This is a genomic window from Pantoea sp. FN0307 (assembly GCF_050113815.1).
Classification (GTDB): domain Bacteria; phylum Pseudomonadota; class Gammaproteobacteria; order Enterobacterales; family Enterobacteriaceae; genus Mixta; species Mixta alhagi.
The window spans coordinates 126356-152568 of sequence record NZ_JBNJSO010000001.1 but is presented as its reverse complement, the minus strand read 5'-3'; the positions used below and the strand labels follow the sequence as shown (position 1 = coordinate 152568).

Below are 26213 nucleotides of genomic sequence, written 5' to 3'. Positions count from 1 at the left end.
TTAGCGAACCGTCAGCCGCGCCGGCGTTTCACCGGTTGCGCGCCACTGCGGCACATACATCGATTCCACCTGCGGCGCCGGAACCTGATAGTTACCTGGCGTAACCGCTCGCGCTAAATAGAGCAGTTGAGCGGGCCGGTAGTTGTCCACATCAATAGCGGCAACAAAGCGATCGTCACGAAACTCCATGTGCTTAATGCTGACCTGCTGCATATCATTCATCAACTCCTGCACGTTCGCCGCGCTTTCGCCCAGACTGGCGCTGGCGCTGGCAAGGTTCTGATTCTCCAGCTCCAGCCCCGCAGGAAGCAGATCGGTAACCAGCGCATCCGGCACACGATCGGTAGCCGAGACGGTGAGATGCACCAATATCAGTTGGCCACTTTTCACTGCTGTCAGAGACAAGGGGTTGCCATTGAGATCGAGATATTCACGACGCACAGCAAGGTTATGACTGGACGCCGGCGGCGGGATCTGCGGGTAGCCGACTACCTCCAGGCGGCCATATACCGGGGCCTCGCTCAGGCTGTTTACCGTTATCCCAGCATCAAGCAGCGACTCGCCAGGCGGCAGAATGCGGGTTTTATTGCCGCTAATCAGCGCCTCCTGCTCATTGAGCCTTACCTGCCACACCGTGCTTTCATCTTGCTCCAGCGTATGTGCTGCAAGAAATAGCGCATTGTTTTCCTGCGTCGATAGCCACTGCTTCCCGTTAAGCTGTTGCGCCAGAGCAATAATTAAATCGTCCTGCGCTTCCGGCAGTAACTGATACTCGCGCAGCAGGGTGACAATTTGCGCACTGTCACGCAACGGGCTGCCGTAATCTTCCAGCCAGTAAAAATGGGCGGGACGCACGCTATGTATGCCCTGGTCCAGCAGCGCGTTGGCGCGTGGCGTATCGCCCATCAGCTTCAGCGCCACGCCCAGCTGCACCAGCGCCAGGCCCGATTTTGCCTGTGCTCGCTGTTCATACAGCGCACGCAATGCCCCCAGAGGCGCTTTTTGCTGACGTGCCAGAACCAGCGCAGCGTAAGACTGCACGTTAAAGCGCGTTGCCGCAGCATCATTGCTGTAATACACCTCTATTTGATTGCCATCCTGCAGGTAGCGCAGCAGACGCTCATTGCCTTTGGCCAGGATCGTTTTATCAGGATGATAGCCCTGCTCGCCTGCGCGCGTCAGGAAATCCATCGCATAGGCAGTAAGCCAGAATTCTTCGGCGCTCTCCTTACCCCATAAACCAAAGCCGCCGTTATAGCGCTGCATCTGGCCGATACGATCAATCCCGGTTTCAATCGCCGCGTGTCGCTCGCTATCGCTACCGCTTTTAATGCCCAGGGCCGTCAACTCTTTATGATTGGTGTATAGCGAGGGCCACAAACCGCTAATAGTTTGCTCCAGGCAACCGTAAGGCCAGGCATAAAGCTCGCTGATATAACGTGCAATGTTAAGTGGCGGACGGCCACTCAGCGCCAACTGGCTCTGTACTGTCGCAGGCTCCAGTCCGCTGAAGTTTTCAGCAGGCAACTGCCACGGCGTCCCGGGGCGTATAACAGCGTTAAAACTGCGCGTCTCTGCGGGCCAGGCGGGCCGTACGCCAAGGACCCAGCGGCCTTTACCCGGTGCCACATTTTCGCCCGGAATTTCCACGCCTGTAATAAGAGCCTCAATACTGCCTTCGCCATAACCCATTGCGGCACTGACCGGCACCAATAGCGTGGTGCGCTCTCCCGGACGCAGGCTTATCTGGCGCGGCGACGGATCCATCAGCGTTACCAGACCACTGGCCTGCAGGTTAACTGTCAATGTTTGCGGCCTTTCTGTGAGGTTGGTGATATCCAGCGCCAGACGGCTGCTGTCTCCGCCAGCCAGAAAGCGCGGCGATGCCATTTGAGTAATTAACGGCGCGGCAACCACCACGGTGCTTTCACTCTGGCCGAAGCGATCCTCGCTCCATGCCTGCGCCATCAGCCGCATCTCCCCGTTAAACTCCGGTATCGGCAGCGTAATGGTGCCCTCGCCGTTGGCATCCAGCGTAACCGGCTGAAGCTGTGTAGCCAGAATATTGACATGATTAACCGGCTGTTGCCCGCCGCGCTTTAAAGGATCGCCTTCATCGCCATCTCCACCGAAGCGCAACGCGGCCAGCCGCCCCTGCCCTTCGATTAGCTGTCCATAGACATCATACTGATCGGCGTTATAGCGCTTACGCCCAAAGAAGGCGGCGTAAGGATCGGGCGTTTTATAGTCAGTAATGTTCAATACACCGCTATCAACAGCTGACAACAGTACCTGCACCTGCTTTGGCATATCACCGCCTGCGCTCGATGCCTTTACCTTTATCGTGAGGTTTTGGTTCGGTCGTATTTTTTGCGGCGCCGTTAGCGTCAGATTCAGTCGGCGCGCCTCGTCCTGCATCGGTAAATGTAAAATTCCTACGGCGCGCTTCGGCGTAATGCCCTGCGCTTTATCTCCGGGACGAATAACCAGCGCGCTGAAGTAAAGGTCGTGACGACGCCACGCCTTATCGACAGGAACCGCCACCTGGATGCCCCCGGCAGGTACATCGACTGTTTGCCACCAGAGCGGACCGCCACTTGACTCCACCAGCAGATAGCCTTTGCCTGCAGCAGGCGCTTCTATCTGTACCATCGCCCTGTCGCCCGGCTGATAGTTGGCTTTATCCAGCTTGAGTTTCACCTGATCGGGCCGCACCGCGCCGGTGCCATCAGTATTATCCTGCCAGCTGTAGCCTGCCCAAAAACGTATGCTACTGCGGCGCTCACTGTCAGGCGCAACCGCTTCGATTCGATATGAGCCCCACTCTACCGGGAAAGCGACTCTGGCCTCGCCTTCAGCGCTAAGCGTTATCTGGCGCGTCTCTTCAACCAGATCTTTTTGATCATAACGTGACTGCCAGCCATCGCCTTCGGCGAAACTCCAGTAATAGTCACGTCGTTCACGGATCAGCCGTACTTCAACCTGCTGATCGGTTATTTTTTCGCCGCGCGCATTAGCCAGCACAATGCTGAATTCTGCGCTGCTGTTCTCATCGACAACCGGCTGCATGAGGGTGGTGTCGTTGCGGTAATCATAAACCTCTTTACTGGCAAATAATGGGCGGATGCCCGGCAGCACCTCGGCAGGCCAGATCGCCTGGCTAACGCGACGTGTAACCGGACGCCCACCGCTTTCCAGCAGGCTGGCCTGCAGAATAAGACGAGCTGGCGAAGCTATTTCCTGCCAGGAGGCAGGCGCGGCGACCGACGCCTTGCCCTGCGTATCCAGCGTCAAATCGATTTCATCCAGATTGCGCTTCAGCCCCTGCTCATTAATATCGCCGAACTGATAGCCAGGCAGGCTTTTCACCGCTTCGCGATCGGGACGCAAAAACAGCTGCCCCTGCAGGCGATTGCCTGCAGCCGGCGCGCCATACAGATAACGTCCGCTGACGTGAAAGTTGATATCGCTGGTTGGTGATACAGGCCGATCGCTGGCTGTCAGGCTGAGCGCCATGCGCTCCGGCATAAAATCTTCGACGCTAAACGGCCACTGACGCGGACGGCCATCGCCCGCATCCACCCGTAGCATCCAGCGCCCGGTCGGCGCATCTTTTGGTAACGGATAACGCAGCTGCCACAGGCCGTTTTCCGGCTGCCAGGTCAGGGTGCGTGCCGTGTCACCATCCGGCTTCACAATATCTAACTTTACCGGCTGCGGTGGCAGCGGTTTGCCATCCGCGTCGCGCATCAGCGCATTAGCGATCAGCGTCTCGCCTGGGCGGTAGAGATCGCGCGGCCCGAAAATAAACAGCTGTTTGTCATAGCCTTCAGGCCCGGCAACGGCAAACTCCGCCAGATCCAGCGCCGGGCGACTAAGATCGATCAGCGACGTTTGATCGTTTTTGGTTGCGAGGATCAACTTCGCTTTGGCCTGCCAGGGCAGTGTCGCATGCCCCTGATCATCGGTGGTGGCCTGGCTTAAGATATGCCCTTTTTCATCCAGCATGCTCAGAGCCACGCCATCCAGCGACGCGCCATCCTCCAGCCGCTGGCTAAAGAGATCTACTCGCTGTGGGAACTGATGCAGCGAGAGGCTAATATCGCTGAGCGTGAAGAGCGTAGCGGCATTGGTGTAGCTGTAAGTTCCCGCCTGCTTCATAACGGCCAGATAGACGCCTGACTGCGACAGCGGCTTAATATCCCCCAGCGGCAACTGGAGCTGTTCGCGCGTATTGCGTGCCGGGTTCAAATCAAAACGTCCGGTATAAACCAGATCCGCCTTTTGCAGCAGCGATTCAGACTGCCAGGTTTGCAGGCTGTTGCCATACTGCCAGTCGGCAATAAACGCCGGCAGGGAGGCCATTTTAATGCGGAAGAAATCAACATCCACCTGATTGACGTTAAGCGCCATTACCGGCAGCCCCGTTGTGATGCGCGTCGGCAACAGCGATCCACGGCTGGCGAACCCTACCATCGGCTGTATATCACGCGTGGTCAGCATCTGTTCCGCCGCTTTTTCCAGCGTGGCGCCGTTAGCGGCTTTCAGCCCGCTATCAACACGCACCTTGAGTTCTCTTGCTGGTTCCAGATGACGAAAACGCAGCTCTTTACGGTTAGGTGAAAGCTCCCAGCCGCCCTCCAGTGCGCCGCTTTTGCTGTCTGCGATATGAGCATATTGATTAAAGTTTTGCTGCTCATTCAACGAAACGGAAAAGGTCACCACCAGCGTGCCGGCGCCGTCGAGCTGCACTTCTGAAATATCGATAACCTGCAGCGGCTTGCCCTGCTCTCGCGCCTGCTGTGCGGCCCGCTGTTCAGCGCTGAGCTCAGTTGCGCTGCTCCTGGCTGTGGCCGTTGGTTGACTGGCGGCGGCCTTCAACGGCGTATCGGAATTGTTATCATCACAGCCGCTCAGCAGCATTAGCGACAGCAGCCAGGCGGCGCCAGCTTTATACCTTAACCGGGACATAGTTACTCCATGGCAAAAGTGCCTTGTAAAATCAGAGCGGCATTATCGCCTGAACAGAGAGAAAATTTAACAAGCCTGAATAATTTCCTGCGCAGCACCTTATTGCTCTGTTTACAAATTCTGGCAAGCGCTTATCGTGACGAAGAGAGGTTATTGCGGCGAGTGCCGCAAAACAAATGTAACCCTGAGGAAAAATATTTCGCTTTTTGCGGCTGCTTTTCCGAATCTGTAATCATGAACGCAGCATCAAAGATTGGGCCTTGAGCTGGGCTGCGAGATCGTCGACACTCACAGCACATCATTGGATATTGAGGTTGTTATGACATCCGCTCTCTTTGTAACCGCTCAGTGGTTAGCTGAACATCAGAACGATGCAGATTTGCAGATTATCGACGCGCGTATGGCGCCTGCGGGTCAGGAGCACTTACGGGATATGCATGCCGAATACGCGGCGGGACACCTGCCCAATGCGCCTTTTTTTGATATTGAGCAGCTCTCCGATCGTAACAGCCCTTATCCGCATATGATGCCGCGTCCGGAAACTTTTGCGGTGGCGATGCGAGAGCTGGGCATCGACAGCACAAAACATCTGGTGGTATATGATGAGGGCAATCTGTTTTCAGCGCCACGCGCCTGGTGGATGCTGCGCGCCTTCGGCGTTGAACGGGTTTCACTGCTGGCGGGCGGCCTGGCAGGCTGGAAGCAGGCTGGCTATGCGCTGCAAACCGGCGATGTCGATCTGCCGGAAGCGGAGTTTGAAGCACACTACGATCCGCAGTTGGTGAAAAGCGTTACTGACGTGCTGTTGATCAGCCATGAAGGCACCGCGCAGCTGATTGATGCGCGCCCGGCCAATCGCTTCGCAGGCGAAGTTGACGAGCCGCGTCCAGGCCTGCGTCGCGGCCATATCCCCGGCAGCAGGAATGTCCCCTGGGGTGAGTTGGTGATGAACGGTCAACTGAAGCCGGAAGCGGAGCTACGCGCCATTTTTCAGCGTCAGGGCGTAGACTTAACCCAGCCTATCGTAGCCAGCTGCGGTTCTGGCGTCACGGCGGCGGTCGCTATCCTGGCGCTAGCAGCGCTGGGTATCAAAGAGGTTAAACTGTATGACGGTTCATGGAGCGAATGGGGCAGCCGCGACGATCTGCCTGTTGCCACGTCGCACTAAGCGCCGCGGCCTGGGGTAAGGCATCGCCACAATAAAGAAGGGTCGCCAGGCGACCCTTTAATCATTCATACGCTCTGCGCGGCGGCGAAGCCAACTTAGATAATGCGCTGGCCGCCTTTGAACTCACGCAGGAAACTTCCCCAGCGTCGTTCATAAAACGGCGTAATGTGCGCCGTGAAGAAATGGCTGATGCCCTTCTCGCCTTCGACGATTTGGCAGATATCCACCGGCTCATCATCCATCAACGTATCGGTGGCGACCGCCCCTACAGCGCGAATGATCTTATCGATATCCTCATCCGCCTCAATAGCGATCAGCAGATTAGGTCGATCGTCTGCCTGCTCTTTGATATGCGCAACAAACGCCCGGCGCACCTGCTTATATTTGCTTAACAGCTGCGTTAAAGAATCGATCATCTGCGCAGGCGGCTCGGCAACTTCCGATAGCAGCAGCGGCGTACCGCCCTCCAGCACCGTTTGCTGGCTTAGCGCATCGCCCTCTTCCCCCAGCAGATGAGCAATCTCGCGTGGAGAGAACTCTTTCCCCGCTGGCAGTTTGGGATTAAGAAACAGCGTTTCGCCCTGCGTCATCTCAAACAGCGTGCGTACCGGCAGTATGACATAAGACTGTTCGCCCTCTGTCGCTTCCGCCATCGCCGCTTCGGAGGTAAAAAAAGGAATCACGCTGGTGCCATCTTCCTTTTCCCAGTGCTGTAGCTCTACCGGCGTGCTGGCATCCAGCTTTTCATCAGTGCTGCTGCCCGGCACCCAAACGCTGGCTTCCATCAGCAGGGTAAAAAACTCTGGCCGATGCGCAGGCTCGGTCGCCGCCAGTTCCAGCACCTTTTCCAGACGTGCGTTAGCGTTTGTTTCCATGTGATTCATGCTCTTTCTGTCTTGTTTAACGGGGCCAGAACCAGGCTGGCCCCAGGCGCTTATTTCAGCAGCAGATTAGCGATGGTGCGCACGCCAAGCCCGGTCGCACCGGCTGCCCACTGTTCAACCGCGCCTTTACGATAGGTAGCGGAACAATCAATATGCAGCCAGCCCTGCTGATAGTTACTGACAAAATGCGACAGGAACGCAGCGGCCGTACTTGCGCCTGCGGTATGTGCCGCACCGGCAATATTGTTCAGATCGGCAAAGTTGGATGACAGATGAGTCCGATGGAACTCCGCCAGCGGCAGACGCCAGAACGCTTCGTTTTCGCTGGCGGCGCTGTTTAACAGCTCCTGCGCCAGCCGATCGTCAAAGGTAAACAGCGCGTGATAATCGTTGCCCAGCGCGGTTTTTGCAGCGCCGGTCAGCGTAGCCGCATCAATAAGCAGCTCCGGCTGCTGCTGGCTGGCATCAATCAGGCCATCCGCCAGAACCAGACGCCCTTCCGCATCGGTATTCATGACCTCAACGGTTTTGCCGTTGCGGTAGCGAATAATATCGCCCAGGCGGAAAGCGTTGCCGCTCACCATATTGTCTGCACAGCAAAGATAGAGTTTTACGCGTTTTTTCAGGCCGCGCGCAATCGCCAGCCCTAACGCGCCGGTAACGGTTGCTGCGCCGCCCATATCGGACTTCATGGAGTCCATAAAGGCGCTTTGCTTCAGACTGTAGCCGCCGGTATCAAAGGTAATGCCTTTGCCTACCAGACAGGCGTAAACCGGGGTATTTTCGTCACCGCCCGGATTATAATCGAGCGCCAGCAGGACCGGACTGCGCGACGAGCCACGGCCCACGGTATGCAAACCCATATAGTTTTGCTCGCGCAGATCTTCACCCTTGGTGATACGGTAACTCACCGCATCGCCGGCATATTTGCTGATCAGATCAACCGCGCGCCGCGCCAGTTGCTCCGGGCCCAGCTCTTCAGCCGGCTGGTTAATCACATTGCGCACCCAGTCGATGATGTTCAGACGGCGCTCCAGCTCCTGGCGATCGCTGTCGCTGAGCGGTGCCCAGTCAACGCTGCGTTCGCCTTTTGGCCCGCGATAGCCTTGCCAAAACGCCCAGCTTTTTTCCAAATCCCAGCCGTCGCCGCTCAACGTCACATGGCGAATGCCCTGACCGTCAATTTTACGCGCGGCGCGCTGAATGGTTGCCAGCGCATCGCTGCCGTTCAGGTGGATTGTCATCCCTTCCTGGTTGCTGCTGAGGATCGCTTTTTCGCCCCAACGTGCATCCGCAGCCGTGGTCGACAGCGCGATATTCATCTTTTCAGTGGTCATTTTTGTGTCCCTTTATATTTTTCTGAAACGAGAATGAAGCTGCCGGAGTTACTCAAACTCATCCAGCCAAACCAGCAGTATCGCTTCAAGAATTTTTTCACTGGATGCATCAGGATTATCATCAAACCCTTCCAGCTGACAAATCCATTGATGCATATCGGTAAAGCGTACCGTTTTTGGGTCGGTATCAGGATAAGCATCGTACAAGGCTTCGCCGATTTCACGGCTGTCGGTCCATTTCAGTCCCACAATTTCTCCTCAGACGAAAACGGGCCGGCTTTAAGGCCGGCCCGCGTAATGATTAATGTTCGCGTGCGTGGTTGATGGTATAGCGTGGAAGCTCCACTACCAGGTCTTCATCCGTTACGCGCGCCTGGCAGCTGAGACGGCTTTCCGGCTCCAGTCCCCAGGCTTTATCCAGCATATCATCTTCATCTTCGCTGCTTTCCGGCAGTGAATCGAATCCTTCACGCACGATGCAGTGGCAGGTGGTGCAGGCACAGGATTTTTCACAGGCATGCTCAAGCTCAATGCCGTTGCGCAGCGCGACGTCAAGAATAGTATCGCCCTGTGCGGCGTCAAATACGCCACCTTCCGGCAGCAGGTCCTTATGGGGTAAAAAGACAATCTTCGGCATTGATCAAACCTCATCCACAGAATGACCGGCCAGCGCGCGACGGACTGAGTTGTCCATACGACGGGCGGCAAAATCCTGGGTTACTTTATCAAGTTGTTTTACCGCCGCGCTGATGGCATCGGCCTCTTCGGCGCGGAGTGTTTCCTGCAGCTGCTGCTGCGCCTGTTGAATCTTCTGTAACTCATCTGCGCTCAGCAATGCGGCATCTTCCGCCAGCGCGCCGACCAGGCTTTCCAGCACCCGCAGGCCTTCAACCTTCTGCTCGGCCAGCTTACGCGCCGCCACATCCTGCTGCGCATAGGCCATAGAGTCGGTAATCATGCTGGCAATTTCGTTTTCGGTCAGTCCATACGAGGGCTTAACCTGAATCGAAGCTTCTACGCCGGTGGATTTTTCCATCGCCGTCACGCTCAGCAGCCCATCCGCATCCACCTGAAAGGTTACACGAATATGCGCACCACCAGCGGGCATGGCCGGAATATTGCGCAGCGCGAAACGCGCCAGCGAACGACAATCGGCAACCAGCTCACGCTCGCCCTGCAGCACATGCATGCTCATCGCCGTTTGACCATCTTTAAAGGTGGTAAATTCCTGGGCGCGCGCGACCGGAATGGTGGTGTTACGCGGAATGATTTTCTCAACCAGGCCGCCCATGGTTTCCAGCCCTAAAGAGAGCGGGATCACATCCAGCAGCAGCATATCGCTGTCCGGTTTGTTACCTGCCAGAATATCAGCCTGAATCGCCGCCCCGATGGCCACCACTTTATCCGGATCGATGGTGGTTAACGGCTGACGACCAAAAAATTCGCCAACCTTTTCACGCACCAGCGGGACACGCGTCGAGCCGCCCACCATCACCACTTCCAGCACCTCTTCCGGCGTGACATCAGCATCTTTCAGCGCCCGGCGGCAGGAGAGCAGCGTCCGCTTCACCAGCCCGGCGATCAGGTTATCGAAATCAGCGCGCGTAACCGTGCCCTGCCACTCGCCCAGCGTTACGGCAACGCTCTCATGTTCGCTCAGCGCGATTTTGGCGGCGATGGCCTTATCCAGCAGCTGCCGCTGTACGCTGTGATCGCCACGATCGTGCAGCCCGGCCTGCTCACGCAGCCAGTCGGCCAGCAGATGGTCGAAATCATCGCCGCCCAGCGCTGAATCGCCGCCGGTCGCCAGCACCTCAAACACGCCACGGCTCAGGCGCAGCACGGAAATATCGAAAGTGCCGCCGCCAAGATCGTAAACCGCAATCACCCCTTCCTGACCTGAATCCAGGCCATAGGCGATCGCTGCCGCAGTGGGTTCGTTCAGCAGACGCAGCACCTTTAACCCCGCCAGACGAGCGGCGTCTTTGGTCCCCTGACGCTGTGCATCATCGAAATAGGCGGGAACGGTAATTACCACGCCGTCCAGCTCGCCCTGCAGGCTTTCACGCGCACGCTCGGCCAGCGCCTGCAGAATATCGGCAGAAACGCGTACCGGATTCACCATGCCCGCTGCCGTCTGGATCATCGGCAGACCGTTTTCACTGGGCAGCAGTTGATAGGGAAGATGAGGATAACGCTGTTGAATATCGGCCAGCGAACGGCCCATCAAACGCTTAACCGAACTAATGGTATTCACCGGATCGGTTGCCGCCTGCTGGCGCGCTTCCCATCCTACGCAATTTTGCTGCGCCTGATACCACACCACCGAAGGCAAAAGGTGACGACCCTGCGCATCGGGCAGGGTTTCTGCCTGTCCGCTGCGCACGGTGGCGACCAAAGAGTTAGTGGTGCCCAGATCGATTCCCACGGCCAGACGACGCTGGTGCGGGGCAGCACTCAGACCCGGCTCGCTAATTTGTAATAACGCCATGTTAGTTTTCCCGGTTAGAAATCGAGCAGCTTCTCTTCCAGCTGTTCTGTCTGGCTGCGCAGTTTAGCGAGAAAACGCAGCTTGCGCACCGTATCTGCCGCCGCGTCCCACTGGGCAGCGGCCAGTTCCTGCTGCATTTGCTGACTGCGCTGCTGCATCATTGCTGCCAGCCGCTGCATAAAGGCTTGCAGTTTCGCTTCGGCGTCGGGCGCCTGTTCTATCGCGTCCAGCTCTTCCCGCAACGCCAGCTGCTCCATCAGAAAGGCGGTATCGCGCATCGTATGCTGTTCATTATTGATATCGAAACCGTGCAGCGACAGCAGATATTCCGCGCGCGGCAGCGGCTGGCGCAGAGCCTGATAGCCTTGATTGATGGTGGCGGCCTGCTGTAAGGCCTGAAGGCGTTCACGCTCCGGCTGTGACGCGAAGCGATCGGGGTGGAACTGACGTTGCAGCGCCTGAAAACGAGCGGTGAGCTCTGCCGTGTCAATCTCAAAAGAGGGCGGCAGGCCAAAAAGAGTGAAGTAATCCATAGCAGACTCAGTTGATAACAGAGGGATGCATAAAAAGAATCGCCCCGTTCCCGGAGCGATTTATTCTGCTGCTGCGCCAACGCTAAACGTTGAAGCTTTCTCCGCAGCCGCATTCATCTTTCATGTTCGGGTTATTGAACCTGAACCCTTCGTTCAGGCCTTCCTTCACGAAATCAAGCTCGGTCCCATCGAGATAAACCAGGCTTTTCGCATCGATAACCACGTTAACGCCTTTATCTTCGAAAACGGTATCTTCGGGCTGGGGCGCATCAACAAATTCCAGCACGTAGGCCATGCCGGAACAGCCAGAGGTACGTACGCCAAGACGTAAGCCAAAGCCTTTACCACGGTTATGCAAAAAGTTGCTTACGCGGGAAGCCGCGCTGTCGCTCAGGGTAATAGACATAAATCCCCCTTACTGTGCGTCTTTCTTGCTCTTGTAATCCGCGATGGCGGCCTTGATGGCGTCTTCAGCCAGGATTGAGCAGTGAATTTTCACCGGCGGCAGTTCCAGCTCTTCGGCGATCTGAGTATTTTTAATCGCAGCGGCTTCATCAAGCGACTTGCCTTTTACCCATTCGGTAATCAGCGAGCTGGAAGCGATAGCGGAACCGCAACCGTAGGTTTTGAAACGCGCATCTTCAATAATGCCGCTGTCGCTTACCTTGATTTGCAGCTTCATAACGTCGCCGCACGCCGGTGCGCCGACCATGCCGCTGCCGATAGAGGGATCGCTGTTGTCAAAAGATCCCACGTTGCGTGGATTTTCGTAATGATCGATTACTTTTTCGCTGTAAGCCATGATCTGTTCTCCTGAAACCTGAAATTAATGATGCGCCCATTCGATGCTGTTCAAATCCACGCCCGCTTTAAACATTTCCCACAGTGGAGAAAGCTCGCGCAGTCGGCCAATGGATTTGCGCACCAGCGCAATGGTGTAATCAATCTCTTCTTCAGTCGTGAAGCGGCCAAGGGAGAAACGGATTGAACTGTGTGCCAGCTCGTCGCTCATACCGAGCGCGCGCAGCACGTAAGAAGGTTCCAGGCTGGCGGAAGTACAGGCGGAGCCAGAGGAAACCGCCAGATCTTTCAGCGCCATGATCAGCGACTCGCCTTCTACATAGTTGAAGCTGACGTTCAGAATGTTCGGTACGCCCTGCTCCAGATCGCCGTTAAGATAGACTTCTTCGATATCTTTCAGGCCATCCCACAGACGGTTACGCAGCGTGCGCAGGCGCGCCATTTCGCTTTCCATCTCTTGTTTCGCGATACGGTAAGCTTCGCCCATGCCGACAATCTGATGCACCGGCAGAGTACCGGAACGCATACCGCGTTCGTGACCGCCGCCGTGGATTTGCGCTTCCAGACGAATACGCGGCTTGCGACGTACGTAAAGCGCGCCGATGCCTTTCGGACCGTAGATTTTGTGCGCGGAGAACGACATCAGATCCACTTTCAGCTGGCTGAGGTCGATCGGCAGTTTGCCAACGCTTTGCGTGGCATCAACGTGGTAAATGATCCCGCGCGCGCGGCACATCTCACCGATGGTCGCGATATCCTGCACCACGCCGATTTCGTTATTAACATGCATGATGGAAACCAGAACGGTATCGTCACGCATCGCCGCTTCCAGTTGCTGCAGATCGATAATGCCGTTGCTCTGCGGCGCGAGATAAGTCACTTCAAAGCCTTCGCGCTCTAACTGGCGACAGGTATCCAGCACCGCTTTATGTTCGGTTTTGCTGGTAATGATGTGCTTGCCTTTTTTCTGATAAAACTGGGCGGCGCCTTTGATAGCCAGGTTGTCAGACTCGGTCGCGCCAGAGGTAAACACGATTTCACGCGGGTCAGCCCCTACCAGCTCGGCGATCTGGTTGCGCGCAATATCAACTGCCTCTTCCGACTGCCAGCCAAAACGGTGGGAACGGGAGGCCGGGTTACCGAAGGTGCCGTCCAGAGTAAGATACTGCATCATTTTTTCCGCCACACGCGGATCGGCCGGCGTGGTAGCGGAATAATCCAGGTAAATCGGTAATTTCATTGCTCTTAAGCTCCGTACATCGCTTCAAATCAAAAATTATCAGGCCCGCAGATTTATATTAATGGTCTCCTGCGTGCGGCCATTCGCCATACGGCGCGTTTCGTTATTCTGACGATCGGCTATATCAAGGATCTCTTTATTATTCACCAGCTCAGCCAGCGTAATGTTGTTGAGAAAATCGCTGATACGCTCGCTTAAATCGTGCCACAGGACGTGAGTCAGGCAGCGCTCGCCGCCCTGGCAGCCCTCTTTCCCCTGGCAGCGCGTCGCGTCAACCGACTCATCGACAGCGGTGATCACCGCGCCAACGGCGATTTCAGCCGCGCTTTTGCCCAGCAGATATCCACCGCCCGGTCCGCGTACGCTGGCCACCAGGCCATTTTTACGCAGGCGCGAAAAGAGCTGCTCAAGGTAAGAGAGAGAGATCCCCTGTCGCTCTGAAATATCGGCCAGCGGCACCGGCCCTTCATGTGAGTGCAGTGCAACGTCAAGCATCGCAGTAACGGCGTAACGGCCTTTTGATGTCAGTCTCATAGCTTGGCGACCCTCAGTTATACCCTGTTTCGGAGTGATATATGATGGTCTCAAGTCTGACATTCCCGAGTGTTTTGGTCAACTATTTAACCTGGTAAAACACTCAAGTATTAGCCGCTGCGTTTGTACTCTGGCAATGCTTAATTTTCGCCGCGCTTTTTCTCAAAAGAGGCAAGCATGCCGCGCAGAATATTTAGCTCGTCACGCTCCGGGCGGGCACGCGTATAAAGGCGGCGCAGCTTGCTCATTACCTGCCCCGGATTCGACGGGCGAATAAAGCCGCTGGTCACCATCATCTGCTCCATATGCTGATAAAAGCGCTCCAGATCGTCGACAAGCGGATAGGGGCTCTCTTCATACTGCGGCTGCTCTACACGATCGCTTTGCAGGAAAGCCATGCGCACTTCATACGCCAGGATCTGTACGGCCATCGCCAGATTCAGTGAGCTGTAGTCGGGGTTAGCCGGGATCGCTACGTGATAGTGACATTTTTGCAGTTCGTCATTGGTCAGGCCGACGCGTTCACGACCAAATACGATGGCAACCGGCGCCTGCGCGCCCTCTTCCACACATTTGACGCCGCACTCGCGCGCATCCAGCATCGGCCAGGGCAGCGTACGCGAACGGGCGCTGGTGCCGACCACCAGACTACAGCCGGCAATCGCTTCATCCAGCGATTCGACAATTACCGCATCGCCAATCACATCGCTGGCCCCTGCGGCGAGCGAGATGGCCTGCGAATCAGGCTTAACCAGCGGATTAACCAGATAAAGGTTAGTCAGCCCCATGGTTTTCATCGCGCGGGCGACGGAACCCATATTGCCAGTGTGAGAGGTTTCCACCAGCACAATACGAATATTTTGCAGCATATAACTCAAGGAGGTCGGTGAGATAATTTGTTGATGCTAACATAAATGCAGGACATTTTCCGATCTCCCTGCTATACTCCGCGCCGTTTTCCTCGTTCTTTAACATCCAGTGAGAGATACTGATGCATCCGATGCTCAACATCGCCGTGCGCGCTGCGCGCAAGGCCGGCAATTTAATCGCCAAAAATTACGAAACTCCGGACGCCGTTGAAGCTAGCCAGAAAGGCAGCAACGATTTCGTGACCAATGTTGACCGCGACGCCGAGCGCCTGATTATTGAGGTGATTCGCAAATCTTATCCGCAGCACACTATTATCGGTGAAGAGAGTGGTGAACTGACGGCAGAAGATCAGGATGTACAATGGATTATCGATCCGCTGGATGGCACCACCAACTTTATTAAACGCTTACCGCATTTCGCGGTCTCTATCGCTGTGCGCATCAAAGGCCGCACCGAAGTGGCTGTGGTTTACGATCCGATGCGTAACGAACTCTTCTCCGCCGTACGTGGCCAGGGCGCTCAGCTGAACGGCTATCGTCTGCGTGGCAGCAATGCCCGCGATCTGGACGGCACCATTCTGGCAACCGGCTTCCCGTTCAAACAGAAGCAGCACGCTGCGACCTATATGAAACTGGTTGGCAAGCTGTTTACCCAGTGCGCGGACTTCCGTCGTACCGGTTCAGCGGCGCTGGATCTCTGCTATGTCGCTGCCGGTCGCGTTGACGGTTATTTTGAAATTGGCCTGAAGCCGTGGGATTTCGCCGGTGGCGAACTGATTGCTCGTGAAGCGGGCGCGCTGGTAACTGACTTTACCGGTAATCATGGCTTTATGACCTCTGGTAATATCGTTGCCGGTAATCCGCGCGTAGTGAAAGCGATGCTGGCTTCCATGCGCGATGAGCTGAGCGATGCGCTGAAGCGTTAATCTCACGCTGGCGAGAAATGCCGCACGCTTCTTCTGGAAGGTGCGGCATTTTTTTATCTTTTTTCAGCGCAGCGCGCGCAGGCCGCCTGAAATCGCCGGTTGCGCGCTGAGCCACAGCACGACGCCGCCAGTCATCAACAGCAAACCGCCTGCCAGCGCCAGGCTCTGTAACGCCACGCGTTGCCAGGGCGCAGGCGCAGTGCGCCGGTTCAGCCGTATCGCCAGCGTACGCGAGCTGTGTACCAAAAGCGCCATCATTGAGACCGTCAGCGCTGTGCCCAGCGCCATCGCCAGTGCGCTAAACACGCCCCATGCATAGACGCCAATCACCCGGGAAAACAGCAGCATCATGATCGCACCGGAACAGGGGCGCAGCCCCATCGACAGTACCACCAGCAGTGACGTTTTCCAGCTGGTTGCCTGGGCCAGCTGCTGATCGTCAGGCAGATGCTGGTGACCGCAGCCGCAGTGCGCATCGTGCTGATGATCAAGCGGACGCAGCTGCTGAATGCGCAGCGCGCCGTTACGCCGCAACTGACGCAGCGCGCGCCAGCACAGCCAGACGCCAAGCCCGACCACCAGCAGATAGCTGCCCTTCTCCAGCCAGTAGCTGCTGAGATGAAGCTGGCGGGAAGAGGCCTGCAGAATCACTAACACCAACGTCACCAGCGCTACCGCCACGGAACCCTGCACCAGCGCGGCGGCCAGCGTCAGGCGCAGGCTGGTTTTCAGGCGCACAGGATGCGTGGCGAGAAAGGTGGCGATCACTACTTTACCGTGTCCCGGCCCCAGGGCATGAAGAATGCCATACAGCAGGCTAAAGCCCAGCAGGGCCAGCCCAGCCTGATGCGGATGCGCTGCCGTTCGCTGCAACAGAGCAATCATCTGCTGATGCAGACCCTTTTGCCAGATAACGCTTTGCCACAGCAGCTGCGGCCAATACCACCAGGCGGCCAGCGCGCCCAGCAGCGCCAGCATCAGTACGCTCCACAGCGGCCACAGGCTGCGCCAGCGCGCGTTATCGCGTTGCAGAATCATTGACATGAGAGCGTTACCGTTTGAGCGAACTGACGGCCCAGGTCCATGCTTTCCGGCGGCGCATCGGCTTTATCCAGCGACAGGGCGAAATTTTTCAACGCAGCGTCCGGCTGTGGTGTTTGCAGCGTCATTTTGCAGCGGGACGCCAGCGGTTCCGGCAGGCTTAACGCCTGAGCATTCTTCCAGGTCATATCGACAAAATAGGTGGGATCAAAAGAGCTAAAAGTATAGGTCTGGCCTTTCAACGGCTGCGGCTGCGCCAGCGGCAAAACAAATGTCAGCACCGCCTGCGCCCCGTTGCGAGCCAGCGCGTAAGATGGCGGCAGATTATCAAACTTTACCGCTTTGCCCCGATGCCAGAACTCAGTGAAATAGTGCTGTGCCAGTACGTTAGCCATTACTTCCGCCGCCAGTTTTTTCCATACCGGTGAACCGGGCTCGGCGTCGCCGGCATCATATAGCAGATCCGCTGAGGTGATCTCATCCATCGTCCAGACCATCTTTAAACCGGTCAGCGCATCATTACTGACCACCGGCATGGTTTGCATGGCAATAAAGCTGTGCGGATGAGACCAGGCTAAAGGCGAAAGGAGTAGCGTCAGGCAGCCAATACCGGCGCGTTTAATCAGGGTGGTCGCTGTCATTCATCTTCCTGTACGGCAATTCTGTGAGCCAGGTTAACGTCTGGATAAAAATATGTCGGCATGCATCTGTTGTCACGCCGGTTGTCTATGCTTATTTTTGGTATGACTGACCGGAAAATTCATGATGAGTTCTGCTACAACTACAGCACCACTCTTCTCCAGTTCCCAGCGTCGTTGTCATCTCCTGCTGATGCTCTATTTGCCCGAGCCCTTGCTGACCCTGGATAGCCTGTGCCAACTCAATCATGTAGATCCTCCGCTTGCCCGGCAAGATATAGCGGAGGTCGATGAAGAGATCCAGCGTTATCACCGCCTCGCCATTTTACAGCAGCAGGACGGCACATTTTTGCTGCAGGGCGAAGAGCTGGACAGACGCCTCTGCCTGCTGCACTGGCTGCGTCGGGCGCTGCGCGTTTCTCCGGTATTTATCGAAGGTCATTTTACGCCTGCACTGCGCCAGCATCTGCAGGCGCGTCAGATTGAAAAGCTTTTATATAACGAGCGCAACCTGCAGGCCCTGATTGAACACTGTGCAGGTCGCCTGCAACGCAACTTTAGCCCACGCGATCGGCTGTTTCTTCAGCTGTTTATGCAATATTCGCTGTGCCATGCGCGCCAGGCTAGTTTTTCGGCCCGTCAGCAGCTTTGGCTGGTAAATAAAGCCGAGCGGCTGGCGGCACAGGAGGTGATTCAGCACTGGCAGCGGCGCTGCCGCTTTGCACCCGACGCCAGCGAAATCGATTTCTATACATTGCTGTTCAGTATGATCCACGCGCCCTCCCCCGGGCGATTATCGCATCAGGGCGAACGGGAACTCATGGAGCAAACCCAACGGCTGATGGCGCGCTTTCAGTCTCTTTCCGGCATGCGCTTCAGCAATGAACAGGGGCTGTGCAGCCAGCTCTACACGCATCTGGCTCAGGCGCTGGACCGCTGCCATTTCTTGATCGGTATCGATAACAGCCTCTCTGAGGAGGTTATCCGCCTCTATCCACGCCTGCTGCGTACCACGCAAAGCGCTGTTGAAACCTTTGAAAATCATTATGGCATCCGCTTTTCCACAGAAGAGATGGGCCTGATCGCCGTTATTTTCGGATCCTGGCTAATGCAGGAGAGTGCTTTGCAGGAGAAACAGGTGCTGCTGTTGACGGGCGATAAGGCTGCGCTGGAAAAGGAGTTAGAGCAACAGCTGCGGGAACTCACGCTGTTGCCGTTGAATATTAAATATTTATCAACATGCGACTTTCAGCGTTACGGAGCGCCGAAAGGCGTGACGCTGGTGGTCTCGCCTTATGCCGCCCCGCTACCGCTCTATTCGCCACCCTTCATTCATGCTGAGCTGCCGTTAACCGCTCACCAGCAGCAGCGAATTCGTCTATTGCTGGAATCCTGAGGCCTGTACGCGCGGACGCAGAAACAGCGCTGGCAGCACCAGCAGCGCCATTAACCAAAAGATATTACCGTGCAGATGGCGGAATAGTACGCCGCACACCATGGTCATCACCGCAATACCGCCGCCCATCGCCAGCGCCGAATAAACCGATTGCAGACGAATCACTTCCCCACCCTGACGCGCCGCGATAAAACGCATTGCCGCCAGATGGCAAACGGTAAAACTGCCGCAGTGCAGGATCTGGGCGACAATCAACCATGGCAGTTGGGTGGTCGTGGCCATCAGGCTCCAGCGCACCAGCGCGCAGATGCCGGAGAGCAGCAGCAGATCGCGCGCGCTCCAGCGGCGGAACAGACGATTGCTCAGCGCAAAAATGATAATTTCCGCCACCACGCCCAGCGACCACAAATAGCCAACCACGCTGGCGGAATAGCCCGCCTCCTGCCACCAGATAGCGCTAAAGCCATAATAGGCGGCGTGCGCGCCCTGCATCAGCGTCACGCAGAGCAGGAAACGCCATACGCTGTTTTCCTGCAGCAGAGATTTCCATTCGGTCCACCCGGCGCTCTCCGTGGTGCGAGTTTCTCCCACTGGCATTATTGCCGGTCGCAGTAGCATCCCACCCAGCATCATCACAATGCCCACGCTTAACAGCGCCAGGATCGCCTGGCTGTTCCAGGCGGTAATCAGCACGCCGGTCAGCGCCGAGCTGATGACAAACGCCAGCGAACCCCACAGTCTTACCGGCCCGTAAGGCAGCGCGATTTGGCGCGTCCAGGTGGCGGCCAGCGCATCGCTGAGCGGCACCAGCGGCGAGAAAAACAGATTGAAGCCGATCATTACCAGCAGCAGCCACAGCCACTGCTGTCCCAGCCAGAACCCGGCGGCGCACAACAGCGTTAACAGCGCCAGCAGACGCAGCGCCAGCACCAGCTGTGAGGGATCGCGCACTCGTGAGGCGATAAGCAGGCTGCCACCAAAGCGGGCAATCATTCCGGCCCCCAGCAGCAGACCGATTTTTTCCGCATCCAGCCCGCTGCCTTTTAACCATACGGCCCAGAAAGGCAGATAGATGCCATAACAAAAAAAGTAGGTGAAGTAACCGAGTGCTAACCAGTATGTTGAACGGACCGTCATATATCCCCCGACAATAAGGCGCTTACTTTGGCAAATCGTGGAAGGATAAGCAATTAAGGGTTTCTGCGGGGATAAAAAAGCCCCGGCCAACGGGGCGGGGCTTTTAGCTAAAGCGAGAGGAAAACTCTCAGGCGTAAACCGGGAAGCGAGCGCAAACTTCCAGCACTTTCTGCTTCACGCGCTCGATGGTCGCTTCATCGTTGATGTTATCCAGCACATCCACAATCCAGCCAGCCAGCTCGCGAACTTCAGCTTCTTTAAAGCCGCGACGGGTGACCGCCGGCGTACCGATACGGATACCAGAGGTGACAAACGGGCTCTTGGGATCGTTCGGCACGCTGTTTTTGTTTACGGTGATGTTCGCACGGCCCAGCGCGGCATCGGCTTCTTTACCGGTAAGGTTTTTATCCACCAGATCCAGCAGGAACAGATGGTTGTAGGTGCCGCCGGAAACCACGTTGTAGCCACGTTCCAGGAAGACTTCGACCATCGCCTTGGCGTTCTTCGCCACCTGCTGCTGATAAACCCGGAACTCCGGCTCCATCGCTTCTTTCAGCGCCACCGCTTTACCCGCGATAACGTGCATCAGCGGGCCGCCCTGTCCGCCTGGGAAAACGGCAGAGTTAAGCTTTTTATACAGTTCTTCGTTGCCGCCCTTCGCCAGAATCAGGCCGCCGCGCGGACCCGCCAGCGTTTTATGGGTGGTGGTGGTAACGATATGCGCATGCGGAACCGGGTTCGGATAAACGTCTGCGGCAATCAGACCCGCAACGTGTGCCATATCAACAAACAGGTAAGCGCCAACGCTGTCGGCGATTTCACGCATTTTTGCCCAGTCGCATACGCCAGAGTAGGCGGAGAAGCCGCCAATGATCATCTTCGGCTTATGCTGCTGTGCCAGCGAAGCCAGCTCGTCATAATCGATTTTGCCCGTTTCGTCGATACCGTAAGGTACAACGTTATACAGTTTGCCAGAGAGGTTTACCGGAGAGCCGTGCGTCAGGTGACCGCCGTGTGCAAGGTTCATACCTAAAATGGTATCGCCCGGCTGCAGCAGCGCGGTATAGACTGCAAAGTTTGCCTGTGAACCAGAATGCGGCTGGACGTTGGCATAATCTGCGCCGAACAGCGCTTTGGCGCGATCGATAGCCAATTGCTCAACGATATCTACATATTCACAACCGCCGTAATAACGTTTGCCCGGATAGCCTTCGGCATATTTATTGGTCAGCTGTGAACCTTGCGCCTGCATCACGCGCGGGCTGGTGTAGTTTTCTGAAGCAATCAGTTCAATATGCTCTTCCTGACGAACCTTTTCTTGCTCCATTGCTTGCCACAACTCGGCATCGTAATCGGCAATGTTCATATCACGCTTTAACATCCGCATCTCCTGACTCAGCTAACTTTTAACGGCACTATATGGCCCTGACGGGCGAAGGCCAACAGTGTAAACCGTTTTGCAGGTAGAAGCATAGCCTCGTGAACGGCTTTTTACGCAAACGATTGGCTTGAGCACTGGCAAGGTTTGCAGCCCGATTGCCTTCCTGCTTTTATCATGACAGTTATTCAGTCGCCGCCTGTCTGTTTTTCATTATTGCTAACGTTAGCATCCTTTATTTTTCCAGGATTATTTACAAATAACGACAAAAGCAATTAACATGCATTTAAAATGCAATTTATAAATTTCACTGGAGAGTGATTATGCTTGATGCCCAAACCATCGCCACCGTTAAATCCACCCTGCCCGCTGTGGCAGCAACGGGTCCTGCGCTAACCGCTTACTTTTATGACCGGATGTTTACCCATAACCCGGAACTGAAAGATGTGTTTAATATGAGCAATCAGCGCAATGGCGATCAACGTCAGGCCCTTTTTGACGCTATCTGTGCTTATGGCGCTAACCTTGAAAATCTGGCGGCTCTGCTGCCTGCCGTAGAGCGTATCGCGCAAAAACACACCAGTTTTTCCGTTAAGCCGGAACAGTATCAGATTGTGGGCAAACACCTGCTGGCCACCATTGATGAAATGCTCAATCCTGGCCCGGAAGTGCTGGACGCCTGGGCCAAAGCCTATGGCGTGCTGGCCAATGTGTTTATCCAGCGCGAAGAGGAAATTTATCATGAGCACGAGGAAAAACCGGGCGGCTGGCGCGGCACACGGCCTTTCCGTATCAGCGCTATTCAGCAGCAGAGCGAGGTCATTAAAAGCTTTACCCTGACGCCGGTAGATGGCGAACCGGTGGCGGATTTTAACCCAGGCCAGTATCTGGGCGTGCATGTGCAGGATCCTGACTTCGCTAACCATGAAATCCGGCAATACTCTCTGACCCATGCGCCAAATGGTCGCGACTATCGCATCGCCGTAAAACATGAAGCGCTGGGTACGGTTTCCGGCTGGCTGCATGCGAAAGCAAAAGTTGGCGACGTGGTTAATCTGGCAGCGCCGGCCGGCGACTTTTTCCTGCAGGTCGAGGCGACAACACCTGTGACCCTGATTTCAGCTGGCGTCGGCTTAACGCCGATGCTGGCGATGCTGCATGCCCTTGCCAAACAGCCTCACCAGGCACCGGTAAGCTGGCTTCATGCAGCAGAGAACGGTGCCCGCCATGCGTTTGCTGATGAAGTCGCGCAAACCGGCGCGTTGCTTCCGCATTTCAACAGCCATGTCTGGTACAGCAAACCGCGTGAGCAAGATGCCGGACGCTTTAGCGCGCAAGGCAAAATAGATCTCTCTGCCGTTGCCGCCGAGCTGGCTGAAACAGATCGCCACTACTATCTTTGCGGTCCGGTAAGCTTTATGCAATTTATTGCGCGTCAGCTGCTGGATGCCGGCGTTCCCCATCAGCATATTCATTATGAGGTGTTTGGCCCGCACAAAGTGGTTTAAGCTCATTGCTGATTCCGGATATTTACGCAGGTGACGCATGAAAACGATCGGTTTGTTGGGCGGGATGAGCTGGGAGTCAACGGCGCTCTATTACAAAATTATCAACGAAGGCATCAACGCGCAGCTTGGTGGTTTGCACTCTGCCAGGCTGGTGATGTATAGCGTGGATTTTTATGAAATAGAGCAGCTGCAGGCGGCCGGTAACTGGCAGGAAGCAGGAGAAAAGCTTGCGGCAGCAGCCCACGCTTTGCAGACGGCGGGCGCTGATTTTATCGTGCTCTGTACCAATACCATGCATAAAGTGGCACCTGCAATCGCCTCGGCGTGCACTCTTCCGCTGCTGCATATTGCCGACGCCACGGCGGAAGCGATTAAAACGGCCGGGATGGGTAAAGTCGGGCTGTTAGGCACCCGCTTTACGATGGAGCAGGCATTTTATAAACAGCGGCTGCAGAACGACTATGGCATTGAAGTAGTGATCCCGGATGAAGCCGGACGCGAAACCGTGCATCAGGTTATCTATCAGGAGCTGTGCCTGGGCCATATTAATGCCGCTTCCCGAGAGAAATATCGCGCGGTGATGGAAGAGCTGGTCGCGCAGGGAGCGGAAGCCATTATTATGGGCTGTACGGAAATTACGCTGCTTATCGATCAACAGGATGCCACGGTTCCGCTGTTCGACACCACGCAAATTCATGCTGAAGCGGCCGTCGCGCTGGCATTAGCCTGATGAAAAGCCAGCCCCGACCAGGCGCTGGCAAAGAGTGCGGTCGGATTTAAACCCCACTGGCGTCCAGGCGCGAAAGCAATCAGCTCGCCTGGACGTTAGCAGCCAGTGGAATCAGATCGCCTCTTCATCTTCTTCACCGGTACGAATACGCACCACGCGCGCCACATCGTAGACAAAGATTTTGCCGTCGCCGATTTTGCCCGTTTGCGCCGTCTGCATAATGGTATCGACGCAGGTATCGACAATGTCGTCAGCCACTACGATTTCAATCTTTACCTTCGGCAGAAAGTCGACCATATACTCCGCGCCGCGATAAAGCTCCGTATGCCCTTTCTGGCGACCAAAGCCTTTTACTTCAGTCACGGTCATCCCGGTAATGCCCACTTCAGCCAGCGCCTCGCGAACATCGTCGAGCTTGAACGGTTTGATAATTGCGTCAATCTTTTTCATAACGGACCCTTTTTCTCTCCCTCCGTGGCCGGACGGGTAATACTCAGACTGTGTGCGGTAGATACGATCTCTGTTTCCGCAGGCTAAGCTAACATATCTGACCGCGTGAACGGCACTAAAAACTACAACTCTTTGAAGTCGTTAGCATCCAGCTCGTGACGCGCCAGCAGCTTATAAAACTCGGTGCGATTGCGTCCTGCCAGCCTCGCCGCGTTGGTAACGTTGCCTCTGGTCATCTGCAGCAGCTTACGCAGATAGTTGAGTTCAAACTGATTACGCGCCTCGACAAAGGTCGGCAGCACCGTGTTTTCGCCCGCCAGCGCCTGCTCCACCAGCGCCTCGCTAATTACCGGCGCGGAGGTCAACGCCACGCACTGCTCAATAACGTTAACCAGCTGACGCACGTTGCCGGGCCAGCTGGCGCTCATCAGACGCTTCATGGCATCGGTTGAGAAGCTGCGGACAAAGGGTTTATGCCGTTCTGCCGCCTGGCGCAACAGATGATTCGCCAGCAGCGGAATATCCTCGGCACGCTCATGTAACGCCGGGATTTTCAGGCTTACCACATTCAGGCGGTAAAACAGATCCTCGCGAAACTCCTGCTTCTCCATCGCTTTCGGCAAATCACGATGGGTGGCGGAAAGAATGCGCACGTTAATGTCCAGGTCGCGGTTGCTGCCCAAAGGCCGTACTTTCCGTTCCTGCAGCACGCGCAGCAGCTTAACCTGCAACGTTTGCGGCATATCGCCGATTTCATCTAAAAATAGCGTGCCGCCTTCAGCCGCCTGGAACAATCCTTCACGCGCGCTTACCGCCCCGGTAAAGGCGCCCCGGGCATGACCAAACAGCTCCGATTCCAGCAGCTGTTCCGGCAAAGCGCCGCAGTTAATGGCAATAAAAGGTTTACCGGCTCGCGGGCTGGCAGCATGAATCGCCTTCGCCAGCACCTCTTTACCGGTACCGCTTTGCCCGTTAATCAGCACGCTGACGTCAGATTGCGCCACCATATGCGCCTGTTCCAGCAGGCGCTGCATCAGCGGGCTGCGGGTAACGATCGCTTCGCGCCAGGCATCATTGCTGGCTGGCGCGCTATGGGACATCGCTTCATCAATCGCCTTATAGAGCGCATCCCGATCCACAGGCTTGGTAAGAAAGCTGAAAACGCCCTGGCGCGTGGCTGAAACCGCTTCAGGTATCGAGCCGTGCGCCGTCAGGATAATCACCGGCAGGCCAGGATGGAGCTTCTGAATTTCGCCAAACAGCGCCAGACCATCCATTTCATCCATACGCAGGTCGCTGATCACCAGATCGACCTTCTCTTTATTCAGCTGACGCAGCGCGTCTGGCCCGCTGCTGGCCGTCGTGACCTGAAAACCTTCGCTGGTCAGACGCATTCCCAATAGCTTTAGCAGCGCGGGATCGTCATCAACCAGCAGCAAACGGGCAGAGTTACGTGGCATTATTGCGCCTCTTTTTCATGGCTGTTTTCACCTGACGGCGCAGATGTCACGCTCTCATCAGAATGACTATTATCTGAGACATCAGGCGACTTACGCGACGAGAGCTGCCGTTCAATATCGGTCAGCGTCTCCAGCTTGCGACGCGTCTCCATCAACTCCCGATTCAGGCTGCGCTGCTTTTGCCGCAGCGCATCAAGCTGACTGTCGCTGCTCTGCTGCAGATGATGGTAGCGCGTCCGGCTTTCTGATAAATCCAGCTGGGACGCCTGGTTATTACGCCACAGCTGCAGTAGCGGGCGAACCGAGGCGGGATAAGCCACGCTGAAACTGTCCAACTGCTCTACGTACTGACGCCGTTCAACCGGCGTAACGTTGCCGTTATCCAGCAGGATCCCCTGCTTAAAGCTGTTTTGCCAGTTAGTGGCGGGCCAGCCGTGCGCCTCCGCCCGCGCCTGTACCGGCGACAGCCTGGCTGCGCAATCAATGGCGCGTATCCAGTAGAGCGGATTTTTAATACTGCTGCTGTCATCAATGTGCCAGACGCGAGCGCAATCCACCGCCAGATAATCAACGATATTGATTTTTGGTTCAGGCGGCGTCGCAGCCTGATTGGGTAAAACGCTGTGTGTGGGCTGCTGACAGGCAGCAACCAGTAAGGCCGACATCAACAGCAGAGGACGGCCAAAACTTTGTGCGGCAGAGAATGTAAATATGGTCATTG

At 56.1% G+C, this 26213-nt stretch carries 25 protein-coding genes; 6 read left to right on the top strand and 19 right to left on the bottom strand.

Annotated features, from left to right (window positions below; genetic code table 11):
• Entirely contained in the window at positions 1 to 4971 is a 4971-nt protein-coding gene (locus tag ACQE3Z_RS00755) for an alpha-2-macroglobulin family protein (protein ID WP_426971651.1), read from the bottom strand.
• A gap of 9 nt (positions 4972 to 4980) precedes the next feature.
• Here ACQE3Z_RS00755 and ACQE3Z_RS00750 point away from each other — a divergent pair, with 9 nt between their 5' ends.
• The gene (locus ACQE3Z_RS00750) at positions 4981 to 5235 is read left to right on the top strand and encodes a hypothetical protein (protein WP_250650597.1); all 255 of its coding nucleotides are present in this window, start codon (positions 4981 to 4983) and stop codon (positions 5233 to 5235) included.
• 55 nt (positions 5236 to 5290) lie between these two features.
• On the top strand, positions 5291 to 6139 hold the full coding sequence (gene sseA / locus ACQE3Z_RS00745) for a 3-mercaptopyruvate sulfurtransferase (RefSeq protein WP_426971650.1): 849 nt from the start codon (positions 5291 to 5293) through the stop codon (positions 6137 to 6139).
• A gap of 95 nt (positions 6140 to 6234) precedes the next feature.
• Here sseA and sseB read toward each other — a convergent pair whose 3' ends face one another.
• The 11 genes from sseB to trmJ form a co-directional block, all read right to left on the bottom strand.
• The gene (sseB, locus tag ACQE3Z_RS00740) at positions 6235 to 7014 is read right to left on the bottom strand and encodes an enhanced serine sensitivity protein SseB (protein ID WP_426971648.1); all 780 of its coding nucleotides are present in this window, start codon (positions 7012 to 7014) and stop codon (positions 6235 to 6237) included.
• Positions 7015 to 7073: 59 nt separating this feature from the next.
• A complete protein-coding gene (gene pepB, locus ACQE3Z_RS00735; RefSeq protein WP_426971646.1) occupies positions 7074 to 8360 on the bottom strand; it encodes an aminopeptidase PepB in 1287 nt (428 codons plus the stop codon).
• A gap of 48 nt (positions 8361 to 8408) precedes the next feature.
• A complete protein-coding gene (iscX, locus tag ACQE3Z_RS00730; protein WP_085070708.1) occupies positions 8409 to 8609 on the bottom strand; it encodes a Fe-S cluster assembly protein IscX in 201 nt (66 codons plus the stop codon).
• Positions 8610 to 8661: 52 nt separating this feature from the next.
• A complete protein-coding gene (gene fdx / locus ACQE3Z_RS00725) occupies positions 8662 to 8997 on the bottom strand; it encodes an ISC system 2Fe-2S type ferredoxin (protein ID WP_085070706.1) in 336 nt (111 codons plus the stop codon).
• A 3-nt stretch (positions 8998 to 9000) separates the two neighbouring features.
• Positions 9001 to 10851 carry a Fe-S protein assembly chaperone HscA gene (hscA, locus tag ACQE3Z_RS00720; protein WP_426971645.1) on the bottom strand — a complete coding sequence of 617 codons (1851 nt, stop codon included), beginning with the start codon at positions 10849 to 10851 and terminating at the stop codon, positions 9001 to 9003.
• A gap of 14 nt (positions 10852 to 10865) precedes the next feature.
• Entirely contained in the window at positions 10866 to 11384 is a 519-nt protein-coding gene (hscB, locus tag ACQE3Z_RS00715) for a co-chaperone HscB (RefSeq protein ID WP_426971644.1), read from the bottom strand.
• 82 nt (positions 11385 to 11466) lie between these two features.
• Positions 11467 to 11790: an iron-sulfur cluster assembly protein IscA gene (iscA, locus tag ACQE3Z_RS00710; protein ID WP_085070700.1), complete on the bottom strand. Its 324-nt coding sequence runs from the start codon at positions 11788 to 11790 to the stop codon at positions 11467 to 11469.
• Positions 11791 to 11799: 9 nt separating this feature from the next.
• The gene (gene iscU / locus ACQE3Z_RS00705) at positions 11800 to 12186 is read right to left on the bottom strand and encodes a Fe-S cluster assembly scaffold IscU (protein ID WP_103060082.1); all 387 of its coding nucleotides are present in this window, start codon (positions 12184 to 12186) and stop codon (positions 11800 to 11802) included.
• 24 nt (positions 12187 to 12210) lie between these two features.
• Entirely contained in the window at positions 12211 to 13425 is a 1215-nt protein-coding gene (locus ACQE3Z_RS00700; protein ID WP_250650602.1) for an IscS subfamily cysteine desulfurase, read from the bottom strand.
• Positions 13426 to 13464: 39 nt separating this feature from the next.
• Entirely contained in the window at positions 13465 to 13959 is a 495-nt protein-coding gene (gene iscR, locus ACQE3Z_RS00695) for a Fe-S cluster assembly transcriptional regulator IscR (RefSeq protein WP_103060084.1), read from the bottom strand.
• 140 nt (positions 13960 to 14099) lie between these two features.
• The gene (gene trmJ / locus ACQE3Z_RS00690) at positions 14100 to 14828 is read right to left on the bottom strand and encodes a tRNA (cytosine(32)/uridine(32)-2'-O)-methyltransferase TrmJ (RefSeq protein WP_085070692.1); all 729 of its coding nucleotides are present in this window, start codon (positions 14826 to 14828) and stop codon (positions 14100 to 14102) included.
• Between the two features lie 122 nt (positions 14829 to 14950).
• Here trmJ and suhB point away from each other — a divergent pair, with 122 nt between their 5' ends.
• Positions 14951 to 15754 (top strand): inositol-1-monophosphatase, encoded by an 804-nt coding sequence (suhB, locus tag ACQE3Z_RS00685; RefSeq protein ID WP_085070691.1) that lies wholly within the window; start codon positions 14951 to 14953, stop codon positions 15752 to 15754.
• A 63-nt stretch (positions 15755 to 15817) separates the two neighbouring features.
• On the opposite strand, the gene ACQE3Z_RS00680 is transcribed toward suhB, so the two are convergent.
• Together ACQE3Z_RS00680 and ACQE3Z_RS00675 are read right to left on the bottom strand one after the other, a co-directional pair.
• Positions 15818 to 16798, bottom strand: a complete 981-nt coding sequence (locus ACQE3Z_RS00680) for a nickel/cobalt transporter (protein WP_426971641.1) — start codon at positions 16796 to 16798, stop codon at positions 15818 to 15820.
• On the bottom strand, positions 16789 to 17436 hold the full coding sequence (locus ACQE3Z_RS00675; protein WP_426971639.1) for a DUF1007 family protein: 648 nt from the start codon (positions 17434 to 17436) through the stop codon (positions 16789 to 16791). The genes ACQE3Z_RS00680 and ACQE3Z_RS00675 overlap by 10 nt, the downstream gene beginning before the upstream one ends.
• 124 nt (positions 17437 to 17560) lie before the next feature.
• Here ACQE3Z_RS00675 and csiE point away from each other — a divergent pair, with 124 nt between their 5' ends.
• Positions 17561 to 18829, top strand: a complete 1269-nt coding sequence (csiE, locus tag ACQE3Z_RS00670; RefSeq protein WP_426973022.1) for a stationary phase inducible protein CsiE — start codon at positions 17561 to 17563, stop codon at positions 18827 to 18829.
• Here the strand turns inward: csiE and ACQE3Z_RS00665 are convergent.
• On the bottom strand, positions 18812 to 19966 hold the full coding sequence (locus tag ACQE3Z_RS00665; protein ID WP_426971637.1) for a 3-phenylpropionate MFS transporter: 1155 nt from the start codon (positions 19964 to 19966) through the stop codon (positions 18812 to 18814). The two genes, csiE and ACQE3Z_RS00665, sit on opposite strands and share 18 nt — an antisense overlap.
• 127 nt (positions 19967 to 20093) lie before the next feature.
• Positions 20094 to 21347 carry a serine hydroxymethyltransferase gene (gene glyA / locus ACQE3Z_RS00660; protein WP_426971636.1) on the bottom strand — a complete coding sequence of 418 codons (1254 nt, stop codon included), beginning with the start codon at positions 21345 to 21347 and terminating at the stop codon, positions 20094 to 20096.
• A 320-nt stretch (positions 21348 to 21667) separates the two neighbouring features.
• Between glyA and hmpA the strand changes: the two genes are divergently transcribed.
• Together hmpA and ACQE3Z_RS00650 are read left to right on the top strand one after the other, a co-directional pair.
• Positions 21668 to 22852 carry an NO-inducible flavohemoprotein gene (gene hmpA, locus ACQE3Z_RS00655; protein WP_426971635.1) on the top strand — a complete coding sequence of 395 codons (1185 nt, stop codon included), beginning with the start codon at positions 21668 to 21670 and terminating at the stop codon, positions 22850 to 22852.
• Between the two features lie 37 nt (positions 22853 to 22889).
• The gene (locus tag ACQE3Z_RS00650; protein WP_426971634.1) at positions 22890 to 23582 is read left to right on the top strand and encodes an aspartate/glutamate racemase family protein; all 693 of its coding nucleotides are present in this window, start codon (positions 22890 to 22892) and stop codon (positions 23580 to 23582) included.
• Positions 23583 to 23693: 111 nt separating this feature from the next.
• Here the strand turns inward: ACQE3Z_RS00650 and glnB are convergent, their stop codons facing one another.
• The 3 genes from glnB to qseG all read right to left on the bottom strand — a co-directional run bounded on the left by glnB (position 23694) and on the right by qseG (position 26211).
• Positions 23694 to 24032: a nitrogen regulatory protein P-II gene (gene glnB / locus ACQE3Z_RS00645; protein ID WP_038624670.1), complete on the bottom strand. Its 339-nt coding sequence runs from the start codon at positions 24030 to 24032 to the stop codon at positions 23694 to 23696.
• Positions 24033 to 24154: 122 nt separating this feature from the next.
• Positions 24155 to 25492 carry a two-component system response regulator GlrR gene (gene glrR, locus ACQE3Z_RS00640; RefSeq protein ID WP_250650611.1) on the bottom strand — a complete coding sequence of 446 codons (1338 nt, stop codon included), beginning with the start codon at positions 25490 to 25492 and terminating at the stop codon, positions 24155 to 24157.
• Positions 25492 to 26211: a two-component system QseEF-associated lipoprotein QseG gene (qseG, locus tag ACQE3Z_RS00635; protein WP_250650612.1), complete on the bottom strand. Its 720-nt coding sequence runs from the start codon at positions 26209 to 26211 to the stop codon at positions 25492 to 25494. The genes glrR and qseG overlap by 1 nt, the downstream gene beginning before the upstream one ends.
• Positions 26212 to 26213: the final 2 nt, after the last annotated feature.